14 protein-coding genes are annotated in these 19,500 nt (G+C 56.6%); 10 read left to right on the forward strand and 4 right to left on the reverse strand.

The features are described 5' to 3' along the window. Positions 1–525: 525 nt before the first annotated feature. Genes RGM3321_RS05395 through RGM3321_RS05405 form a run of 3 tightly spaced genes read right to left on the reverse strand, consistent with a single transcriptional unit; the run spans position 526 to position 6,255 of the window. Complete coding sequence (locus tag RGM3321_RS05395) at positions 526–3,561, reverse strand: AAA family ATPase (protein WP_244391896.1); 3,036 nt, start codon at positions 3,559–3,561, stop codon at positions 526–528. Beyond that, positions 3,558–4,157, reverse strand: coding sequence for an ABC-three component system middle component 1 (locus tag RGM3321_RS05400; protein WP_005886847.1), 600 nt, complete (start codon positions 4,155–4,157; stop codon positions 3,558–3,560). Before RGM3321_RS05400 ends, RGM3321_RS05395 begins: the two co-directional genes overlap by 4 nt. Before the next feature lies 1 nt (position 4,158). Beyond that, positions 4,159–6,255, reverse strand: coding sequence for an ABC-three component system protein (locus RGM3321_RS05405; RefSeq protein ID WP_244391897.1), 2,097 nt, complete (start codon positions 6,253–6,255; stop codon positions 4,159–4,161). A gap of 215 nt (positions 6,256–6,470) precedes the next feature. On the opposite strand from RGM3321_RS05405, the gene RGM3321_RS05410 reads away from it, so the two are divergent. Further along, complete coding sequence (locus RGM3321_RS05410) at positions 6,471–7,448, forward strand: tetratricopeptide repeat protein (protein ID WP_244391898.1); 978 nt, start codon at positions 6,471–6,473, stop codon at positions 7,446–7,448. A gap of 199 nt (positions 7,449–7,647) precedes the next feature. Here the strand turns inward: RGM3321_RS05410 and RGM3321_RS05415 are convergent, their stop codons facing one another. Then, a complete protein-coding gene (locus tag RGM3321_RS05415) occupies positions 7,648–8,835 on the reverse strand; it encodes a hypothetical protein (RefSeq protein WP_244391899.1) in 1,188 nt (395 codons plus the stop codon). Positions 8,836–9,632: 797 nt separating this feature from the next. On the opposite strand from RGM3321_RS05415, the gene RGM3321_RS05420 reads away from it, so the two are divergent. From RGM3321_RS05420 to RGM3321_RS05460, 9 genes are all read left to right on the forward strand, one after another. Next, a complete protein-coding gene (locus RGM3321_RS05420; RefSeq protein ID WP_244391900.1) occupies positions 9,633–9,923 on the forward strand; it encodes a hypothetical protein in 291 nt (96 codons plus the stop codon). 722 nt (positions 9,924–10,645) lie between these two features. After that, positions 10,646–11,794, forward strand: coding sequence for a UDP-4-amino-4-deoxy-L-arabinose aminotransferase (gene arnB, locus RGM3321_RS05425; protein WP_244391901.1), 1,149 nt, complete (start codon positions 10,646–10,648; stop codon positions 11,792–11,794). Then, entirely contained in the window at positions 11,791–12,804 is a 1,014-nt protein-coding gene (arnC, locus tag RGM3321_RS05430) for an undecaprenyl-phosphate 4-deoxy-4-formamido-L-arabinose transferase (protein ID WP_219169000.1), read from the forward strand. The genes arnB and arnC overlap by 4 nt, the downstream gene beginning before the upstream one ends. Next, a complete protein-coding gene (gene arnA, locus RGM3321_RS05435; protein ID WP_244391902.1) occupies positions 12,801–14,792 on the forward strand; it encodes a bifunctional UDP-4-amino-4-deoxy-L-arabinose formyltransferase/UDP-glucuronic acid oxidase ArnA in 1,992 nt (663 codons plus the stop codon). The genes arnC and arnA overlap by 4 nt, the downstream gene beginning before the upstream one ends. After that, the gene (gene arnD, locus RGM3321_RS05440; protein ID WP_244391903.1) at positions 14,792–15,673 is read left to right on the forward strand and encodes a 4-deoxy-4-formamido-L-arabinose-phosphoundecaprenol deformylase; all 882 of its coding nucleotides are present in this window, start codon (positions 14,792–14,794) and stop codon (positions 15,671–15,673) included. Before arnA ends, arnD begins: the two co-directional genes overlap by 1 nt. Continuing rightward, a complete protein-coding gene (gene arnT / locus RGM3321_RS05445; protein WP_244391904.1) occupies positions 15,673–17,322 on the forward strand; it encodes a lipid IV(A) 4-amino-4-deoxy-L-arabinosyltransferase in 1,650 nt (549 codons plus the stop codon). The genes arnD and arnT overlap by 1 nt, the downstream gene beginning before the upstream one ends. Further along, positions 17,319–17,663, forward strand: a complete 345-nt coding sequence (gene arnE / locus RGM3321_RS05450) for a 4-amino-4-deoxy-L-arabinose-phosphoundecaprenol flippase subunit ArnE (RefSeq protein WP_244391905.1) — start codon at positions 17,319–17,321, stop codon at positions 17,661–17,663. Before arnT ends, arnE begins: the two co-directional genes overlap by 4 nt. A gap of 26 nt (positions 17,664–17,689) precedes the next feature. Further along, positions 17,690–18,094, forward strand: coding sequence for a 4-amino-4-deoxy-L-arabinose-phosphoundecaprenol flippase subunit ArnF (gene arnF, locus RGM3321_RS05455; RefSeq protein ID WP_244391966.1), 405 nt, complete (start codon positions 17,690–17,692; stop codon positions 18,092–18,094). Beyond that, complete coding sequence (locus RGM3321_RS05460; RefSeq protein WP_244391906.1) at positions 18,072–19,466, forward strand: UDP-glucose/GDP-mannose dehydrogenase family protein; 1,395 nt, start codon at positions 18,072–18,074, stop codon at positions 19,464–19,466. Before arnF ends, RGM3321_RS05460 begins: the two co-directional genes overlap by 23 nt. Positions 19,467–19,500: the final 34 nt, after the last annotated feature.

A 19,500-nucleotide genomic window follows, 5' to 3' on the forward strand; every position in this document is an offset into this window, starting at 1 on the left:
TCGCACGGCCTCAAGCTTGAACTCGAGGGTGTATTTAACGCGGTCTGTCTTGAGCTTAGTCATGTCGTATCCTTGCGGCTATTGAGGCACCTGGCAAGGGATACGTTTTTCAGGGGCAAGGTCAGACCATGCTAGCCAGTGCGCCGTTGAATGCTTCTGGTCGTTGAACACCAGCCGCAAATCTCATCAGTAATCCTTAGTTCAGAGGCATTACTCAGCTACCCCAATCGCTTTACTGCGATCGCCTATGAGGAATGTGATCGGGTGCTGGGACATGGATAGCGTCTTATTGTTGTTTCATTCCATGATGCCTATGGAGCGAAAGCCGGAGCAACCAATTTAAAAAGGTTATTGATTCAAGGAAAAGCGAGCCGTTCGCGCTGTTGTGAATGGTGAGTTATGAGGCTAAGAGGCAATGGTTGGGTCGCGGCAAGCCCGAATTGCAGCAGAGAGCGTCGTTATTATTTGACCGTGCCGGATCAACACCCGGCACAGTCGCTGCAGCCTTCAGATCCTATCTAGTACTCACACATCGTCGAGCGCCGGTGGTGACTGCTCGTCAATCGTGATCTGGCTTCTACCCGGCCAAGGGGTTTCCACCGCGGTTACGCCCTCAGGGGTCGGAACAAGTGACCATATGCGTGCGTCGATTCCATCATTCTGCAGTTTGCGCATGAAGTAGCGGGCCTGAAGGGCATCGTGCGTCGCGATGACCACTTGGAAATCATGATTAATGATGTAGTCGCGAAGCACATCAAAGACGGACGCGGCATGCACCAGATCGTGATGCTGTGTGGGATCATCAAGGAGGAGCCCGCGCCACGGAGACCACTGATGTTCCAAGGCCATTGAAAGCAGGAACGTCAGTTGCAGATCCGTCAGTTGAGCCTCACTGGCTATCGAGGGTACTGGGGCTAACCCCCCGTGGAGTGGCACAGATACCTCAGCACGTGCCTTTTGATAGGAGCTTCGGAAACTCAGATTCGTCCCGGTAAACCTTTGCTCCCTGACCACGCGTTTGAGCAATGCTTGCCACCGAGGCATCACTGCCTGAACGTTTTTCTGGACGTTCGCGATTTCGGAGGAAAGGGACCGGTTGAGCGACTCCATCGCTGCAGACAATTGCGATAGGCGCTGCACGCCCGTGCGCTTCGATTCGACCTGTTGATTCAGGTGGGTCGAGAACTCATCCTCCGACCGCTCGCCGCGCCGGCGATCAAGAAGCCCCTGAGCGAGCCGGGCCTGCTCTATCTTGCTCCACGCTCCGATCTCGATCTTGATGGTCTGAAGCGTTTCCGAGTGCCTAGTTAGCTCAGTGCTGGTGGACTGCAACTGAGCCTCATGGCTGCTCGCAACCGCGGCTGTGGGATCGCCGGCGAGTGAGAGCTGACGCCAGGACGCCCTGATGGTAGCCAATCGTGCTTGCGCTTCAGACAGCTGTGTTTCCAAACCAGCTGCAGCGATCGTGGCATCGGTCAGTTGGGCCTGCTGACGATCCAAGGCAGTCTGTTCGGCAATTATCTTGGCACCTAACTCAACGAGCTGATTGGCGGTCTGGTTCTGCGCGGTAGACAGATCTTCCAAGGATTGAGCTGGCGGGGCGTCTGCGGTGATCGCTGCCAACGCCGCAGTCGCTTGCTCCAGCCGGCTACTGGCCTCTGAACGGGCCTGCCGCGCGGAGTCCACTGCGCGAACAGCGGAGTCGTATTCATTCCTGGTCTGCTCAAAGACTTCTGAGCTTACCCGCGGAGCGAGGTTGCGCTGTTTATCGTCCAGTTGAAGCTTCGCAGCGGCATTGGCATCAACGCGAAGCCGGATGGACTCTTTCGCCAAGGGAACCGTGTCGCCGCCGAGCAGATTGTTCAAGCTGATCTCGACGATATCGGCTGTCAGGTATCCCTGCTGCGACTCTAGGTCAATAATCCTGTACTGACATGCTCTGAGTTCTGCTTCAGCGTTCGTCACTGCCTCAGTAGATTCTCGGAGAACATCCGCGGCCCTTTTTACACGCCGTTCGGCTTCGACGATATTCGGGTCGATAGCCGCTAGCGCCTTGGCGACACGCTCATGTAAGCCGACCGCGCCATGTTCTTCGCCACACAGCGGGCAATCACCGCGGTCGGGAGGCAAATGGGCCGCGATGGCTGCAACAGCTTGGCGTATTGAGTCAGCCGCAGATGTCAGATTTTCATGATGGCCCTTGGCGGCCTGATCTTCTTCCTCAGCGGTCGCTCTGGCCTCTAGCGCGACACGAAGCTGTTCGCTGAGAAGCTCTTCATGTGCTGCTTCGCCGCTGATGGTGCCGGTAACTTCTGCAACTCGCTGAAGAGTCAGCTCCCAGCGATCCAGGAGTTCTTGAGCTGTGAGGAGGTCGGAGTCTATTTGCAGCAGCGTCTTGCGCTGACCATTGATCAGGTCATGTTGAACACCGAGCTGCTCGTGTCCTTCGTGCATTCTGCGCGCCGTAGAAGCTTGCGATTCAGCGATGGTTAGGGCGTCGTCGGTTGTCTTCAGAACCTGCTGGCGTTGCTCAACCGTCTCCTTGGCGTTGGTCTCATTCACGTACCGATTGAGTTGCTGAGCAATCGTGTCGCGTTCAGTTTCTGCAGCGACCAACTCTCGTTGTAGCTGCTCAAGAGCTGCCACGGCCACCGAGCGATGTTCTCTCTTCTGGTTCAGTTCCTGCGTCGCGGAGAGGAACTCGGTACTGAGCTGCTCTGAACGAGCTTGTTCAGACACAAACCGGCCTATGAGCCCGTCGACCTCAGCCAATTCCTTGATCTGTTCACGAAGTCGCTCGAGCTTGTTTTGAACCAGTTGCTCCAGTGCATCATGCACCGTCTCCAATCCATCTTGGCCCAATGGAGGTACGAGCAGCCCGGAGGGCAATTGGTCGAGGCTTTGCGCCTGTTGAGCAATGTCCGATATCGACTCAGCAATGCTTTCCCTGCTGCGCAGCGCCCCTTGGGTTTGGACAGCCGCCTGGTCTCGGTCAAGGCTCAGGCTTTGCCATTCTGCAAACTCGGCTTCGAGCGAATCCAGCGACGCTTTCGCTTGCTTGATCTGCTCTGTGAGCGCCCGCCGGATGCTCGCGAGAGCAGAGCTTACCTGGCTGCCGTCTTTGCCAATCGGCAACCGTTCCAACTGGGAGCCCGCGACCTTTGGATCTGCCTTGACCAGCCATTCACCCTCGCGCTGATCAAGCAGGTGGGTGAGCCTGAGCAGAAAGGGTATGTCGGCAGGATCTTTCGAGGGGAATAGAAGGCTCAGATCACCCGTTGTCTCAACGTCCCCACTTTTGTTGACTTGAGCGCTGGCTTGCAGATCACCGAAATCAAGGCTCACTCGAGCCATGGATTGAGAGTCTCGGATGATTGGGACGAGGTTTCCGTCGAGGCGAGAGATCTTGCCCGTCAATGCGAACTCAACCGCTTCGAAGATCGCGGTTTTCCCAGTGCCATTGGGGGCGAGCAAGATCGTGGCCCCGCGGCTGAGCTCAATCTTCGTTTCGGCGCCAAACCGGCGGATGTTCGAGAGCGTTATGGACTTTAATTGATTCATTTCTCGTCCTCCTCGCCAAACGCCGAGATCCTAAGGGCCTCAGCAATTTCGCCACCCGATTTGCCGGAAAGCAGGAGCTCGCGCCATTCATCGCGATGCGGCTTGACCCACGTATGCGCCAGGACGAGGGCGCTGAGGGAAGCTGACAATGGGTCACTAATGCTGTCGGAGCTACCGGGAATCGAAAGTGTCGCAAGGAAGCTGCGGTCGAGAAAGGAACCGGCGTCTTCGCCCTCTCTGACGACTACCTTTCTGCAGAAGCGGTCGTCCGTCTCGAGCCGAGCAGCGTCCTCAGACGCAACACCCTCAATGAGCATGAACATGTAGAGGTCAGCAGTTTGCGGCTCCGGGAGCATGTCACGGACATCTGCCGCCCACCGAAACGCTCCCTGGATTTTAGACACGTCGTAGGGAAGGGCGGCGATCAAGACAGTCCGCCAGCCCGCACCTTCCTGATTAACCCGTTTCAGCTGCATCCCTGCGCTCGCGATCTCAGCCAACGGCGATGGCAGTTCCACCGAGTCCGGATAGGCGACCTCATAGCGACCTTCGGCACGGTTCGAGATGGCTTCCACCATCTCCGAGATTGTTAGCATGTCAGATTCCTTTCGTGTTCGTGTCGATGGCGGACTGGCGCGCCACCAGTCGATCTTGCAATTGTTTACTAAAGTGTTGCCGCACTGTGGCCAGCGTGCCGAAGCGCAACTGGTTGAATACGCCAGAGCGGGTCACGAGCAGATGTGGTCGGCGTTCTGCAGCCATGCTGGTGGCCGACTCTGCATCGTCAGCCATACCTGTATTCAAGAGTTCTGAAGGGGGAGTGCTGACGCCAGACAGGATCACGACTGGAGCAGGGGACGGGCCGATAACGTTGATCAACAGATCGTCGGATATCTCACGGACTTCAGGAGCTCCAGTTGCCGGGCCAGACCAGTACTTGAGGGCAATACTCAGAACCTCCCCAAACTCCGGGAAATGCTTCCAAGCGGTGCCTGCACCTCCAACCCCTACGGCGACCAGCAAAAGCAGTTCGACGGCGCTAACCAGCAGGTCTACGGTGCGAGGGCCAAGGCGAAGTGCGTGGCTAGCATTTTTTCCTTCCGTCTCCGGGTATAGAAGCTGCTCCAGAAATTGACGACGGCTCTCCGGATTCTTCGTGAATCCGTCCAACCACTCTAGCCAAATCGCTTCCATGGCATCAGCAAGGTCAGAATCTTTTACGGCGTTTAGCTTTGCAGAAACACTTTGAGTTAGCCGTTGCCACACCAAGTCGTCCATGGCACTTGCGAGCGCTACAGCTTCCGCTCGAGCAGCACTCAGGGTCTTGAACTCATGATCCAGGGAGCTCACGAGCGCCTCAGTGTTATCCATCCACGAGAGATCTTTGAGGTCGCTCTCGGCGCAACCGAGGGTGTGCCCGACTTCATGGCCAACATTGGTGCGCCAGGTTTGCGCGCCCTGCATCAGGCTTTGACTGCCGTGTGGCAGATGCAGCGCCATTCTCAATATTGCGGATGGAAGCGTAAGGTTCGCTCCTATGGGAGGCGAGTACGGTGCATACACCCTAAGCTTCCGATTCCCTGGTGCACTGCCCCAAAGGTGATTCACGACACCCTGGGCTGTTCGGGGGGAGAGCGCACCGAGATCATGGGTGCCAGAAAACGACCAGGTCTTGCCGGAAGGTTGGACTTCATCCCCTAGCAGGTATTGAGCCCAAGTTTCGATATCGGGGCGAAGCTCGTCTCTGAGCTCATGGATAATCGCATGACACCCCAGGGCCGAAACGTCAGAGACCTCGGCGGTGATCACCGAAATAAGCTGTTCGAGGGCGCGTTCCGGATTGGTGAAATGCCTGCCCAGGGATTCGACTGAGCGCTGCTGTAATGTCGCGTCGTTCCCCACGCAGACGACCGTGACACGCTTGAGGGTGTCGATGATCTGCGTCCAATCTTCAAAGCCACACCAGGTCGTAAGCCAGAGATGAGCCCGGGTTGTCGGCCCGTCGACACGCTTCGCCAAGTCGTCGGGATTGAGTCCTATCTGGCGGCACAGCTTACACAGCTCGTCCAGATGGTTAACGGTCAGCTTGTCCTTGATGCTTAGGTGTGCCCCTAAAAGCGTCAGCTGAAATCGACGTTCAGGCAATTGGGCAAATGTGCCGGCGCGAGCGTGCCTGGCTAAGCTTGAAAAGGCCGAATCAAGAACGGAAAGGCTATCCTTGGCCGCGTCAGCAGCATCGTCAGCATTTGCGGGATCGTCTACGGCAACCAGTGTGGCAACAGCTTCGTCCGCACCAATATCATCATCCGTAGCAATAGGCTTGTCCGTAACAGGCTTTTCCGTAACGAGGGGTACGGAGGCAGCCTTGCCACCCTTGGCGGCTTTAGCAGCTTTGGCGGCTTTGCTCTTTTCGCGGGCGAGTCTCTTCTCTGCGAGTTTGGCCAGATATACCCGCATATCGGGGTCTTTGGTGCAGAAGGGCGTGCTCTGGCGCTTGATTTGCAGGTGCTCGAATGAATCTCGTGAATGGACGATTACAACATCATCCCACTCTTCGATACCGCCTTGCTCAGCACCAATTTCTAGCGGAGCCCGACGCCCGTCGAGGAATTTTTCCAACATGTCCGACAAGCGCTGAGCAATGACCAGTTTCTCGTAAAGCGACTTCTGCTCCAGCCGAAACCGTCTGATCATACTGACATCCCTTTACTTCATTATCTTGTTGGCCAGCTCCGCTGGCAGTTCGCCACATCTTAACACTTGGCGGCTGGCGGTCGTACTGGCGCGCCGCGCTTAGGCAAAGAGGCAGACACGGATTATCCCACCGTACAGGCATGAGGTTGTTTCATCATGCAAGCTATGTTTACTGAACATTGTATTCAGGCCATTGCCAAGGGGAGCGGGCAGCGATGGGCATGTTGGACTGGTTGTTTGGGAAGCGTAAAGCTGTACGCGTTGAATCCCCGCCGAAGAATCCAGGCGGCCGCGACAGCTTTGAATTCGAAGGTGGACTGCTTACCGTGCCAGCCCGCGATTACTACGGGCTCTATAAATACTCACCTAAGAAGGCGTGGGCGATCTCCTGGAAGGATTCGACGCCGGATGGACGGCGTGGCGGGCACCGCGAGGAAGGTGACGGCAGGTATGTCCTTATTGATGTCGCCAACAATGCTGTTTTGGTCGATGCCAGAATGCCCCGTCCGAACAACGGCGCAGTCGCGGACAACGGCAGCTTCTGCCTGGAAGACTGGCACTTCGGGAGCGCGCTGTCCGGCACATTTCACGTCTTCACTTCTCAGGGTCTACCGGTAATCACCAAGGTGCTGAGCGCAAATATTCTGCAGAGTGGAATTTCTCGCAATGGCCTCCTGGCGTATTGCCTCACCGCAAACAGCCCGACTGAGGATGGGCGTAAGCTCGCTTTGTATGACCTCAAAGAAGGCGTGGAGCTTTTCGCGGTCACGCCGCAGCGTGCCGGCGAGCACATCGGGTTTGATGAGAAGTCGCGGCAACTGGTGGTCAAGGTCTCAGGCGGAGGCGAGTACCGTTACGGGGCTGACGGGGCTCTGGTGGATGAGGACGCCGCAGATGAAGCCATGCTGAGCTCGACCAACTATACGGACGTCATTCTAACTGCCGAGGCCATGCTGAAGGTTGGATGCTCCACGTCTGAATTGGAGAGGATTCTGGCCGCGGTGATTGGATCTCGAGTGTTGGGGGCGGACGATAATCCAGCTTGGAAGCCGACAGCGTTGAAGGTGCAAGGGTTGGCCCATGAGGCGCTTGGTCAAGGTCGCGAGGCTATCGGGTGTTATGAGGAAGCTCTGCGCTTGAACCCAAAGATTGGGGTTAAGAGGAAGCTGGATTCGCTGCTGAAGCGGTTGTGATCCGCGAATGGTTTTGGTTGTGCGTTCTGAGACGCCAATCAAAAGCTACGTGCACGCCAGCGACCCTGTGGGCGCGCGCCTCAATGATCCATCATTACGGCCGACGTAGAGGAGGGGGCTAGGCCAAAGCTCGGAAAGCAGGCTAGGAGGCGAACCAGTCGCTTCGGTTACCAAGCTTTGACAATCTACCCTGTACACCTCAGTGAGTCTGAAACCAGTGGGATTTTGATATGTCTTGGCGAATTCCAATATCTGGCCAAACATTGTCGTTAGCCCCGACATCCTGCGAGACGAAGCCCTTGGGAATGAGGCCTGCGCGCTTTGCCGATTCACGCAGCTCGGCAAATGTCAGTGAAGCACTGGGGTCAAGCTTGTCCGAACCTTTCCAGTGCATCCTAGCTGATGCAGGCCTAGCGCGGAGGTCTTGTAAGATGCTGGCGGTAAACTCGCTGAACTTTTCGATGAGGCTGCCGTAGCCATAAGCATCAATGCCGTGCATCAAAGGAAGCAGGTAGCTATGCGCACTCAGCAATGGATCATGCTGGTGTCTAAATTGCGCATAGCGCTGGAAGTAGGGCTGGAATGGAGCAGAAAGGTGGAACCGGCGACCAAGGTAAAGCGGACTCTCGAAGAAGCCTGGGCCCTTGGCAAATGCCAGCCGTGACGCCAAGTAAGAGCTGGCAAATTCAGTTTTTGGCTGGCTTTGGACTGGATCGGATACTTGGAAGTCTCGGGGTTTGAAGTAAGAGAAAGTGGGCTTGATGGTCTGTGTGGCAGTGAGCGCCCGCATAGGAATGTCCGAGTGGACGGCCGCTGCGACGATGAACAAAAACGGTTCCAATTTCTCACTGTAGTTTGCAAGCGACTCAGTAATCTCCATCAGGTCGGAGAGTTGCTCCGACGTGAGTATTGTCCGGCGATTTTCTGTGCGGGCTTCGAAGTCTTTAGGTGATAAGTCCCGAAAAGGATTTCCAGTTCCGGTACCTGCGTCAGTGAGAAGCGAATCAGTAAAAGCGAAATACTCCCGTCCATGCGTAAGGAACCAGTTCCGATGGTGTTTAGAGCTCAGCCCTGGATCATCAAAAGCTCTTGCGTCGGCGCTGTCCCAATCAGCCAAGGCTATCCCTCGGATTGACCAACTCCAGTGCATCATCGACTCTATGATCGGGCAAAGCATCTTGTAGTGACGGTCTTGGAATCCAGACCGTCGAGATTGCTTCATAAGAAAGCCCATGCCAGTTTGCCAGGCTTTCAGCGCATTCAGATGCTCGGGAACTAACTCCAAGCGGCGCCGAACTTCCAGGTTTATGGGCTGCTCAACGTGGGCATGGTCGTTGAGTAAACCCAAGGGTGGGAACAGAGGATAAGGAACTGTGGGCTCAGCCATGGATTACAAGTCCTATGCGAACACGTTGACCGCTTGAGGTAAGCGGGAAGTGAGCAACCGGGTCTGCTGGGTTAGCCAAGTAACCAAGTCATGGCAACCAGGTCAACCGGGTCAACCGGGTCAGTGCAGCGGGCCTAAAAACGTCACGGGGATTCATCGTTGGGACTCATGACGGAGTGGGCGCTGAACGGTCAGCCAGTTCCTCATAGAAAGCCTACACTCAAGTGTTCAGGACGACAAAGATCGCATTGGCGAGTGTCAGGCGAGGCTTAAGCGGAAATAGTTGGTGCCTTTGAGGTGAGGATTAGAAGTCTTGTTTTCAAATCTGAGGAATCGCTGACGAGAGCCAAGGAAAATCTCGAAGGCACAGGAGGTAGGGCGAGGAACTCGTTGATTTGGTTGGACTCTGGTAATTCGAGGCAAACCACGGTTTTTACTCACTGGTGACACACTGATAGCAGTTACAAATAGATACAATTTAACATAATATACATTATGCGCATTAAAGCATGCGCCCTTGGTGAGCCCTGGCTATCAGATTTGAAGCCCGAAAACTGCCTCCTGTCTATTTCAAAAACGTGAACATCGAAGCCCCTCACACTTCAGTATCTGTCCAAGTGCAGCGTGAACTGCAACATGTCGTAATCACCAGCTTGAAACGATCAATGACGGACCGAGCCATTGCGCGCGGATCACATCGAATCAGTAACCCAAGTCAGCACTCAAATTCAAAGCGTTTTGCGGTAAAGTGTTGGCCCGACGGTACCAGCGCCCGTTAGACCTGAAATCAAGGACTGATGATGAAACGGACAATAGCAACTTTGATTGCCTGTATAAGCTCACCAGCATGGGCTGTAGATCCCGCGACCCTGCCAATGGTCGTGCAGATGCAAAAAGCTGCCAATGCAGCGACATGCGAGTCATACAAAGGCGACACATCGCCGCTGGGCAAGGCTGTAAACAAACAGTGTCGGAACCGAGCCAAAGCTGAGTTTGAAGACATGCAAGACGAAAAGCCGCTAAGGGACTGCATCAAGCCAGGCAACGTTATAGACGATGATGTACGCAAGTGTATGAAAGGCATTTAACAGCTCTGCCGATACCCGCCCTGTAGCCTGATGAGCTAATAGGTGATAAATATGGCAGTGTGGAGGCTTGGCACGGCAACCCTCGCCTATTTAGACTTATACAATGGGCATACATTCAATATAACTCAACTAAACAGACATTTAGTTGAGTTATATGAATAACCAGATAACGCCTGATCCCCCACGCCTCCGTTCGCTCCGCCAACTGATCTGAGCAAACTGTCAGGCACACAGTATGACAGCCGCAAGGCAACCTACCGCCACACAGGCCCAATCACCCCGACCTTAGCATCCAGGCACTCAAGCAGCACCGCCTGCACCCAGCCATATAAATTCGCACTCTGGTCATGAAAGCTTCATTAAATTCCAATGGCGTTGTCATACGTAACATCACTTACAAACTTCCACAATTAGCATGGCCAAGCTGAACTCAAGCTGTCTGTCTGCGATTACCTAAATGAACGCTGAACACGACATTAATAATTCTACATATTGTCATGACGACATTGTTATCCCCATATAACCCGCCCTACCCTATGGCTGACAAGCGCTGCAATGCGCCACAAAAAACCAACGGCGTCTGGACAATATTTTGATGTTTGAGCCCCTATCTTCCGGTATTCCCGTCCTGGCAGCTCGGCGTTGATGCACGCCTATGTTTGGGCACCCGTGTTATGCGTTTTTTATGTATTGGCTATGAAACGTAAAGTGGAAAAATATCTATGAGCCAAGCTTTTCTTGCTTTTTCACGGCCTTCCATAGGCGATGAAGAAGTTGCTGCAGTGACTCGTGTGCTGCGTTCCGGGTGGATCACGACCGGGCCGGAATGTCAGAAGCTTGAGGAGCAATTTGCGGCGCGGGTTGGCGCGCAACATGCGGTTGCGTTGTCGTCCGCTACCGGGGCGATGCACGTTGCGCTATTGGCACTGGGGGTCGGGCCTGGCGATGAAGTGATTACGCCTTCGCAGACCTGGGTGTCGACGGCCAACATGATTTGCCTGCTGGGGGCTACTCCGGTTTTTGTCGACGTCGACCGTGGCACTCTGATGAGCAGCGCAGCGCTGATAGCGCAAGCCATCACGCCACGAACCAAAGCGATCGTACCGGTGCATTACGCTGGCGCCGCATTCGATCTCGATCCGCTTTATGCGCTGGCAAATCGCCACGGCATTACTGTGATAGAAGACGCTGCCCATGCGGCCGGAACCGCTTACAAGGGTCGTCCGGTCGGCAACCAGGGCACCGCGATATTTTCATTTCACGCGATCAAGAACATGACCTGCGCCGAAGGTGCAATGTTCGTCACTGACAATGCACAACTGGCTGATAGGGTGCGCCAACTTAAATTCCATGGCCTGGGTGTCGACGCCTACGACCGACTGACGCTGGGTCGCAAACCCCAGGCAGAAGTCATGGAGCCAGGCTTCAAATACAACCTGGCCGACCTCAATGCGAGTATTGCCCTGGTGCAGTTGCAACGCCTTGACGCAATCAATGCAAAGCGTCAGGCGCTCGCCAGCCACTATCTCGAACGGCTGGCCGCGAGCCCGGTCCTGCCCCTCGCCCTGCCCCGCTACGCCCAGCACCACGCCTGGCACCTGTTCATTCTGCGCATTGATCCCGAGCGCTGCGGGCTGGATCGCGACGCGTTCATGAAGGCCTTGCAGGCTCAAAACATCGGCACCGGCATCCACTTTATAGCGACTCACCTGCACAGCTATTACCGCAAGCGTTTCCCTGACGTCTGCCTGCCAGACACCGAATGGAACTCATCAAGGCTTTGCTCTATCCCCCTGTTCCCTGACATGACGCTGGATGATGTCGAGCGGGTTGTCAGTGCCATTGAATCGACCGTGGAATCCAGCCATTGAGACCCTACCCAATCAAGTTTGTGTCGATTGTCATCCCTGTCTACAACGAGCGCCAGAGCTTGCCCGAGTTACTACGGCGTACTGAAGCGGCCTGTAAACAATTGAATCACCGCTTCGAAATCGTGCTGGTGGATGACGGCAGTCGCGATGAATCGGCAGAGATTCTTCAACAGGCCGCACATCAGCCTGGCAGCCCCTTCGTTGCGGTGATTCTGAATCGTAACTACGGTCAGCACGCAGCGATCATGGCTGGTTTCGAGCAGTGCAAAGGTGATGTGGTGATCACCCTCGACGCTGATCTGCAGAATCCTCCCGAGGAAATTCCCCGGCTGGTTGCGCTTGCAGAGCAAGGATATGACGTTGTCGGCACGGTGCGCAGCAATCGTCAGGACTCCGCTTGGCGACGTTGGCCATCCAAGCTCATCAACCTGGCAGTACAACGCTCCACCGGCGTGGCCATGAACGATTACGGCTGCATGCTGCGCGCGTACCGGCGCACGATTGTCGATGCAATGCTGGCCTGCCGGGAGCGCAGCACTTTCATTCCGATTCTGGCCAACAGCTTCGCGCGGCACACGACCGAGGTGTTGGTCGATCACGCCGAACGTGAACATGGCGACTCGAAATACAGCCCCATGCGCCTGGTCAACCTCATGTTCGACCTGATCACCTGCATGACCACTACGCCCTTGCGCCTGCTCAGCATTATCGGCTTCAGCATGGCACTGCTCGGCGTGCTGTTTGCTGCGGTACTGATCGTTCTGCGCCTGATCTTCGGTGCGTCATGGGCCGGTGATGGCACGTTCGTGCTGTTTGCGGTGCTGTTCGTATTCACCGGAGGGCAGTTCATCGGCATGGGATTACTGGGCGAGTACCTCGGCCGGATGTACAGCGATGTCCGTGCGCGTCCGCGCTTCTTCATCGAAAAAGTCGTGCGCAGCTCGTCCGAAGTTGCCAGCGAAAGCGTTGATTCCTCTGTAACTCCCTATATGAACAAGGTTGCGCCATGAGCCCTAAAGCTGTCGTTTTCGCTTATCACGATATTGGCTGTGTCGGCCTGCAAGCGCTGCTGGGCGCAGGTTATGAAATTGCTGCAGTTTTCACTCACGCCGACGACCCCAAGGAAAAAACCTTCTTTGGTTCCGTGGCGCAGCTGTGTGCGCGACATGGCATTCCCGTGCATGCTCCTGAGGACCCCAATCACCCTTTGTGGGTGGAACGCATCGGCAAACTGGCCCCTGACTTCATCTTTTCCTTCTATTACCGCCAGCTTCTCGGCGATCTGTTACTGGCCTGCGCGAAAAAAGGCGCATTGAATCTGCATGGCTCGCTGTTACCACGCTATCGCGGGCGGGCACCGGCAAACTGGGTGCTGGTCAACGGCGAAAGCGAAACCGGCGTGACCTTGCATCAAATGGTCAAGCGCGCCGATGCAGGGCCGATAGTCGCTCAGCAACGCGTCTCGATCAGTTCTGCCGATACAGCCTTGACGCTCCACGGCAAACTGCGTGAAGCCGCCGCAGACCTGCTTAGTGAAACGCTCCCCCTGCTTGCTCTGGGGCAACTTTCAGGCACGCCGCAGGACGAATCCCTTGCAACCTCTTTCGGTCGCCGCACCCCGGCCGACGGTTTGATCGACTGGTCGCTTCCGGCCACGCAACTTTACAACCTGATACGGGCAGTCACGCAGCCCTACCCCGGCGCATTTTGTCCGGTAGGCGAGAACAAGTTGATTGTCTGGGCCGCCAATGCCGAGGCAGGCAATAACGGAGAAGCACCCGGCACGGTCATCAGCCACGACCCGTTGCGTATCGCCTGCGGTGAGGGTTCGCTGGTGATCAACGCAGGACAGCGCGGCGACACCGGCTTGTACCTCAGTGGTGCACAGCTGGCCCGCGAGTTTGGCCTGGTGGAAGGCTCGCAACTACTCGACACAGAAAAGCGCCGCCCGGCCCGCCGTACCCGCGTGCTGATCCTCGGCGTCAACGGTTTCATCGGCAATCATCTGTCGGAGCGTTTGCTGCAGGACGATCGTTACGAAATCTACGGTATGGACATCAGTTCAGACGCTATCGAGCGCCTGCGAACCAAGCCGAACTTTCACTTCATCGAAGGCGACATCAGCATCCACACCGAGTGGATCGAATATCACATCAAGAAATGCGATGTGGTGCTGCCATTGGTGGCCATCGCTACACCGATTGAATACACCCGCAACCCACTGCGGGTGTTCGAGCTGGATTTCGAAGAAAACCTGAAGATCGTCCGTTACTGCGTGAAGTACAACAAGCGGGTGATCTTCCCGTCAACGTCCGAAGTCTATGGCATGTGCCAGGACGCGAGCTTCAACGAAGACACATCGAACCTCATCGTTGGCCCGATCAACAAGCAGCGCTGGATTTACTCGGTGTCCAAGCAACTGCTGGACCGCGTGATCTGGGCCTATGGTCAGAAAGGCCTGCAATTCACCCTGTTTAGGCCGTTCAACTGGATGGGGCCTCGCCTCGACCGACTGGACTCGGCGCGTATCGGCAGTTCGCGGGCCATCACCCAACTGATTTTGCATCTGGTGGAAGGCACGCCGATTCGGCTGGTGGATGGCGGAGCCCAGAAGCGCTGTTTCACCGATGTGGTCGACGGCATTGAGGCGCTGGCGCGGATTATCGAAAATCGCGATGGGCGCTGTAATGGTCAGATCATCAACATCGGTAACCCCGACAATGAAGCCAGCATTCGTCAATTGGGTGAAGAGCTGCTGCGCCAGTTCGAAGCGCACCCGTTGCGCGGCAACTTCCCGCCATTCGCAGGCTTTCGCGAAGTAGAAAGCCAGTCCTTCTATGGCAAGGGTTATCAGGATGTCAGCCATCGCAAACCGAGCATCGACAACGCCCGACAGTTGATTGGCTGGACACCTGGTATCGAGCTGAGCGAAACGATTGGCAAAACCCTGGACTTCTTCATTCGCGAAGCCATGGCTGAAAAGGCGGATATGCGCTGATGCAGGCAGGCTTAAGAATCGATGTCGACACATATAGGGGCACCCGTGAAGGCGTGCCCAAATTGCTGGACGTACTCGATGAAGCTCAGGTCAAGGCGACGTTCTTTTTCAGTGTCGGCCCCGACAACATGGGACGTCACCTGTGGCGTATGGCGAGGCCGACGTTTTTCTGGAAGATGCTTCGCTCCAGAGCCGCGAGCCTGTACGGCTGGGAGATTCTGCTGGCGGGTACGGCGTGGCCGGGCAAGCCGATCGGACGTGACCTCGGTCCGTTGATGCGTCGTGCTCTGGATGCAGGCCATGAGGTCGGCCTGCATGCGTGGGATCACCATGGCTGGCAAGCCAATGCCGGACGCTGGAACGATCGCCAGTTGACCGCACAGATACACCGTGGGGTCGACTGCCTGAGCGACATTTTGGGCAACCCGGTGATCTGCTCCGCAGCAGCGGGCTGGCGTGCCGACCAGCACGTCGTGCAGGCCAAGCAGGCGTTTGGCTTTCGCTACAACAGCGACTGTCGCGGTGCCACCCTGTTTCGCCCGTTACTGGCTGATGGCAGCCCCGGCACGCCACAGATTCCAGTGGACTTGCCAACCTTCGATGAGGTCGTCGGCCCGCAACTCCAGCCTGGGGCCTTCAACGACTACATTCTCAACCGCTTCGCTGCGCGGCAGCTCAACGTTTACACCATTCATGCTGAAGTGGAGGGCATTGTCATGGCAGACGGTTTCAGGCAGCTTTTACAGCAGGCCAACGCCCGGGGAATCGAGTTCAAACCGCTGGGCCGGCTGCTGCCGGAATCCATCGAGCAACTGCCTTGCGGGCAAGTTGTTCGCGGTCACCTGCCCGGTCGCGAAGGCTGGCTGGGGGTGCAACAGTGATGCACTCCAGATACCGTGATGGCGCACTCCTGTTAGCGGCATTCTTGCTGGCCTACCTGCTGCCGCTGGGTTTCCATGGTTTGTGGATTCCCGATGAAACCCGTTATGCTCAGATCGGCCAGGAAATGCTTCACAGCGGCAACTGGATCGCACCGCACTTCATGGGCTTGCGTTACTTTGAAAAACCGGCTGCCGGTTATTGGCTGATTGCCTTGGGCCAGGCGGTGTTTGGCGAGAACCTGTTCGGCGTGCGCATTGCTTCGGCGATAAGCACCGGTTTAAGTGTCTTGCTGGCCTACCTGCTGGCGGGAAAGATCTGGCGCGACCCGCGCAAAAGCTTCGCCAGCGCACTGCTTTTCATGAGTTTCGGTTTCGTCGCCGGTCAGGCAGGTTACAGCAATCTCGACCCGCAGTTTACCCTTTGGACCAACTTGACGCTGGTAGCGTTCTGGTACGCCGTGCACAGCATCGGCCGAGCCCGCCTGGTAGCCTGGACGGTAGTCGGCGTAGCCTGCGGTATGGGGTTCATGACCAAGGGATTTCTGGCCTGGGCGTTGCCGGTCATCATCACCCTGCCCTACATGCTATGGCAGCGGCGTCTGACTGAACTGCTCAGGTTCGGCCCGCTTGCGGTGGTGATTGCCATTGCGGTCTGTCTGCCGTGGGCGCTGGCGGTACACCAGCAAGAGCCCGACTACTGGCGTTACTTTTTCTGGCACGAGCACATTCGCCGATTTGCCGGGGACAATGCACAGCATGCCCAACCCTGGTGGTTCTACCTGCCTCTGCTGATCGCCGCTTGCCTGCCTTGGGCGCTGCTGCTGCCAGTGACGTTGAAGCAGGCCTGGCAACGAAAAAGCAGGCCCGACGCCGCCTTTCTGCTGTTATGGCTGGTCCTGCCGCTGGCATTTCTGAGCGTGAGCAAAGGCAAATTGCCGACCTACATACTGCCTTGCTTGCTGCCGCTGGCATTGCTCATGGCTGACGCTCTGGTCGAACGTCTCAATCAAGGCCGTGGCACGGCGTTGCGCGTTAACGGAATAGTTAACGCAGCATTGACCTTGCTCGGGCTTTTAGCGCTGATCTACGTGCAGTTGAAACAGCCCGTGTACGAAAACGAACCGATGCACTTGTTGCTGGCGGTCATCGTACTTACCGGATGGACGCTCACCAACGCCCTGCAAGGCATCCGCCCTTTGACCTTCTGGGCTCTGCCAGCGGTGGGAAGCTGGCTGCTGATCGTATTGCTGCCTGCGGCACTGCCAAACGACGTGGTGTACAACAAGACACCCGACCAGTTTGTCGCCAGGCATCAAACGGAGCTGGCAGCCTGTACATATTTGCTGAGCAATGATCTGGGCGCTGCTTCTGCCATGTCGTGGCGCCTGAAACGACCGGACATCGCGCTTTTCAATACTTGGGGCGAGCTTGAATACGGCCTGGGTTATCCGGATGTACAGGGCCGCCAAGTCCGTCTGCAGGACATCGACGCCTGGATTGGAAAAGCCCGAAGCGAAGGCAGGGTCGGCGTGATCATGCGTGGCAAGAGTGATGATGAGCTGGAGGAGCTTGAACTGCTTCCCAAGGACGGCCAGCGTTACGACGAAGGCAACCTGGCCATCCTCATTTATGAGAAGTCAGCGTTATGACCTGGCTGATGCTCCTGAGCGCATGCCTGCTGACGTGTCTGGGCCAGATCGCACAAAAGTACGCTGTGGAAGGCTGGCGCGGGACATTTCCAGGCGTATTGGCTGCACTGCATTCGATATGGCTGTGGCTGGCGATTGCCTGCCTGGGGCTGGGTTTGCTGGTCTGGCTGTTGGTGCTGCAACGCATGGATGTAGGTATCGCGTACCCCATGCTGGGCCTCAACTTCGTGCTGATCACCCTGGCGGGACGCTATGTCTTCAAAGAGCCGGTTGACCCACAGCACTGGCTTGGTATCGCGCTGATCCTTGTCGGCGTGTTTCAGCTCGGACGCCAGGCATGACCCGCCGTAGCGCAACGATGTACGCCATGACAAGTGTTGTGCTGGTCAGTTCGGCGCAATTGGGCATGCGCTGGGGTATGAGCCGCCTGCCCTCGCCTGGGCAGTGGCTCGACCTGCAGGATATCGGGCAGGTTCAGTCCAGTGCCGTCGCCGTCATCTGCGCCTCGATCACAGCCTATGCACTCTCCATGCTTTTCTGGCTGCTGGCGCTGCGTGATTTGCCCCTCAGCCGTGCCTATTCGCTTCTCAGTATCAGCTATGCACTGGTTTATACGCTGGCTGCAACTCTGCCATTTTTCCATGAGACGTTCACGGTATCGAAAACTGTGGGTGTCACGCTGATCGTGGCAGGTGTCTTGACCATAAACCTGCGGCGCATCTCCAGCCCGTCACTTCAGGATCTTCCCCATGAGAATCAGCGTTTTCGGTAGCGGATATGTAGGTCTGGTACAAGCGACCGTACTTGCCGAAGTCGGCCATGATGTTGTCTGTATGGACATTGACCAGACCAAAATCGATCAACTGCGTCAGGGGCAGGTACACATTTACGAGCCTGGACTGGCCAATCTCGTGCGTGACAACCTGGACCATGAGCGTCTGCACTTCACCACCGACGAGCGACTGGCGGTGGAGCATGCCGAGGTGCTTTTCATCGCGGTTGGCACGCCCTCCCGAGCAGATGGCTCGGCTGATCTCGGTGGTTTTTTTGCGGTAGGCGAAGCCATTGCCCGGCATCGCTGTGAGCCGCTGATCATCGTCGAGAAGTCCACCGTGCCGGTCGGCAGTGGCGACGCCTTGCGCAGCCATATCGACAAGGCATTGCGTCAGGCCGGTCGGCTGTTGCAGTTCGATATAGTGTCCAACCCCGAGTTTCTCAAGGAAGGCTCGGCGGTCAATGATTGCCGGCGCCCGGACCGGATTGTCATCGGCTGCGAAAATGAAGCGGTGCGCAAAGTCATGCGCGAGCTGTATGCGCCCTTCAACCGCAATCATGACCGGATCATGTTCATGGATCTGCGCAGCGCCGAACTGACCAAGTACGCCGCCAACTGCATGCTGGCGACCAAAATCAGCTTTATCAACCAGATCGCCGAGCTGGCAGAACATCTGGGCGCAGACGTCGAGTCCGTGCGGCTGGGCATCGGTGCCGACTCACGCATTGGTTACGACTTCATCTACCCCGGTTGCGGCTATGGCGGCTCATGCTTCGGCAAGGACATTCGCGCCCTGATTCACAGCGCCAGAGAGGCGCATTGCTCCAACGACCTGCTGTCTGTGGTCGAGGCGATTAACGAGCGGCAGAAGGGCAAGCTGTTCGAACGGGTCAATGCGTTCTACCAAGGCGGCTTGCGCGGCAAAACGTTTGCTTTATGGGGGCTGGCGTTCAAACCCAATACCGACGATATGCGCGACGCTCCCAGCCGCGTGCTTATGGAAGCTCTGTGGGAAGCCGGTGCCAGCGTGCGGGCATTCGACCCCGAGGCCATGCAGGAAACCCAGCGTATCTATGGTCATCGCAAGGACCTGATTCTCATGGGCACACCTGAGTCCGCGCTCAACGATGCCGATGCACTGATCATCTGCACCGAATGGCAGCAGTTCAAAGCCCCGGATTTCGATCTGATACAGCAGCGGCTGAATGCGCCGATCATCTTCGACGGCCGGAATCTGTATGACACTGAACGGCTGGCAAAACGCGGCTTTCACTACTTCCCCATCGGTCGTGGTAAATCCTGCGATTTGCCTATCCCGCAGAAACAGTGGATACCGCATGATCAAGTGGTGAGCAGTCAGGCCGTATAACGGACCTGCGACGCTCGCCGTGCAGAGTGGCCGG

Source organism: Pseudomonas sp. RGM 3321, assembly GCF_022836805.1.
GTDB lineage: Bacteria > Pseudomonadota > Gammaproteobacteria > Pseudomonadales > Pseudomonadaceae > Aquipseudomonas.

What these genes read in the sequence shown, in the direction of transcription:
- arnE (WP_244391905.1), top strand. Translation starts at nt 17,319, where the DNA reads ATGACCTGGCTGATGCTCCTGAGCGCATGCCTGCTGACGTGTCTGGGC.
- RGM3321_RS05405 (WP_244391897.1), bottom strand. Translation starts at nt 6,255, where the DNA reads ATGATCAGACGGTTTCGGCTGGAGCAGAAGTCGCTTTACGAGAAACTG.
- RGM3321_RS05460 (WP_244391906.1), top strand. Translation starts at nt 18,072, where the DNA reads ATGAGAATCAGCGTTTTCGGTAGCGGATATGTAGGTCTGGTACAAGCG.
- arnB (WP_244391901.1), top strand. Translation starts at nt 10,646, where the DNA reads ATGAGCCAAGCTTTTCTTGCTTTTTCACGGCCTTCCATAGGCGATGAA.
- arnT (WP_244391904.1), top strand. Translation starts at nt 15,673, where the DNA reads ATGCACTCCAGATACCGTGATGGCGCACTCCTGTTAGCGGCATTCTTG.
- RGM3321_RS05420 (WP_244391900.1), top strand. Translation starts at nt 9,633, where the DNA reads ATGATGAAACGGACAATAGCAACTTTGATTGCCTGTATAAGCTCACCA.
- RGM3321_RS05410 (WP_244391898.1), top strand. Translation starts at nt 6,471, where the DNA reads ATGGGCATGTTGGACTGGTTGTTTGGGAAGCGTAAAGCTGTACGCGTT.
- arnA (WP_244391902.1), top strand. Translation starts at nt 12,801, where the DNA reads ATGAGCCCTAAAGCTGTCGTTTTCGCTTATCACGATATTGGCTGTGTC.
- arnF (WP_244391966.1), top strand. Translation starts at nt 17,690, where the DNA reads ATGACAAGTGTTGTGCTGGTCAGTTCGGCGCAATTGGGCATGCGCTGG.
- RGM3321_RS05400 (WP_005886847.1), bottom strand. Translation starts at nt 4,157, where the DNA reads ATGCTAACAATCTCGGAGATGGTGGAAGCCATCTCGAACCGTGCCGAA.
- RGM3321_RS05415 (WP_244391899.1), bottom strand. Translation starts at nt 8,835, where the DNA reads ATGGCTGAGCCCACAGTTCCTTATCCTCTGTTCCCACCCTTGGGTTTA.
- arnD (WP_244391903.1), top strand. Translation starts at nt 14,792, where the DNA reads ATGCAGGCAGGCTTAAGAATCGATGTCGACACATATAGGGGCACCCGT.
- RGM3321_RS05395 (WP_244391896.1), bottom strand. Translation starts at nt 3,561, where the DNA reads ATGAATCAATTAAAGTCCATAACGCTCTCGAACATCCGCCGGTTTGGC.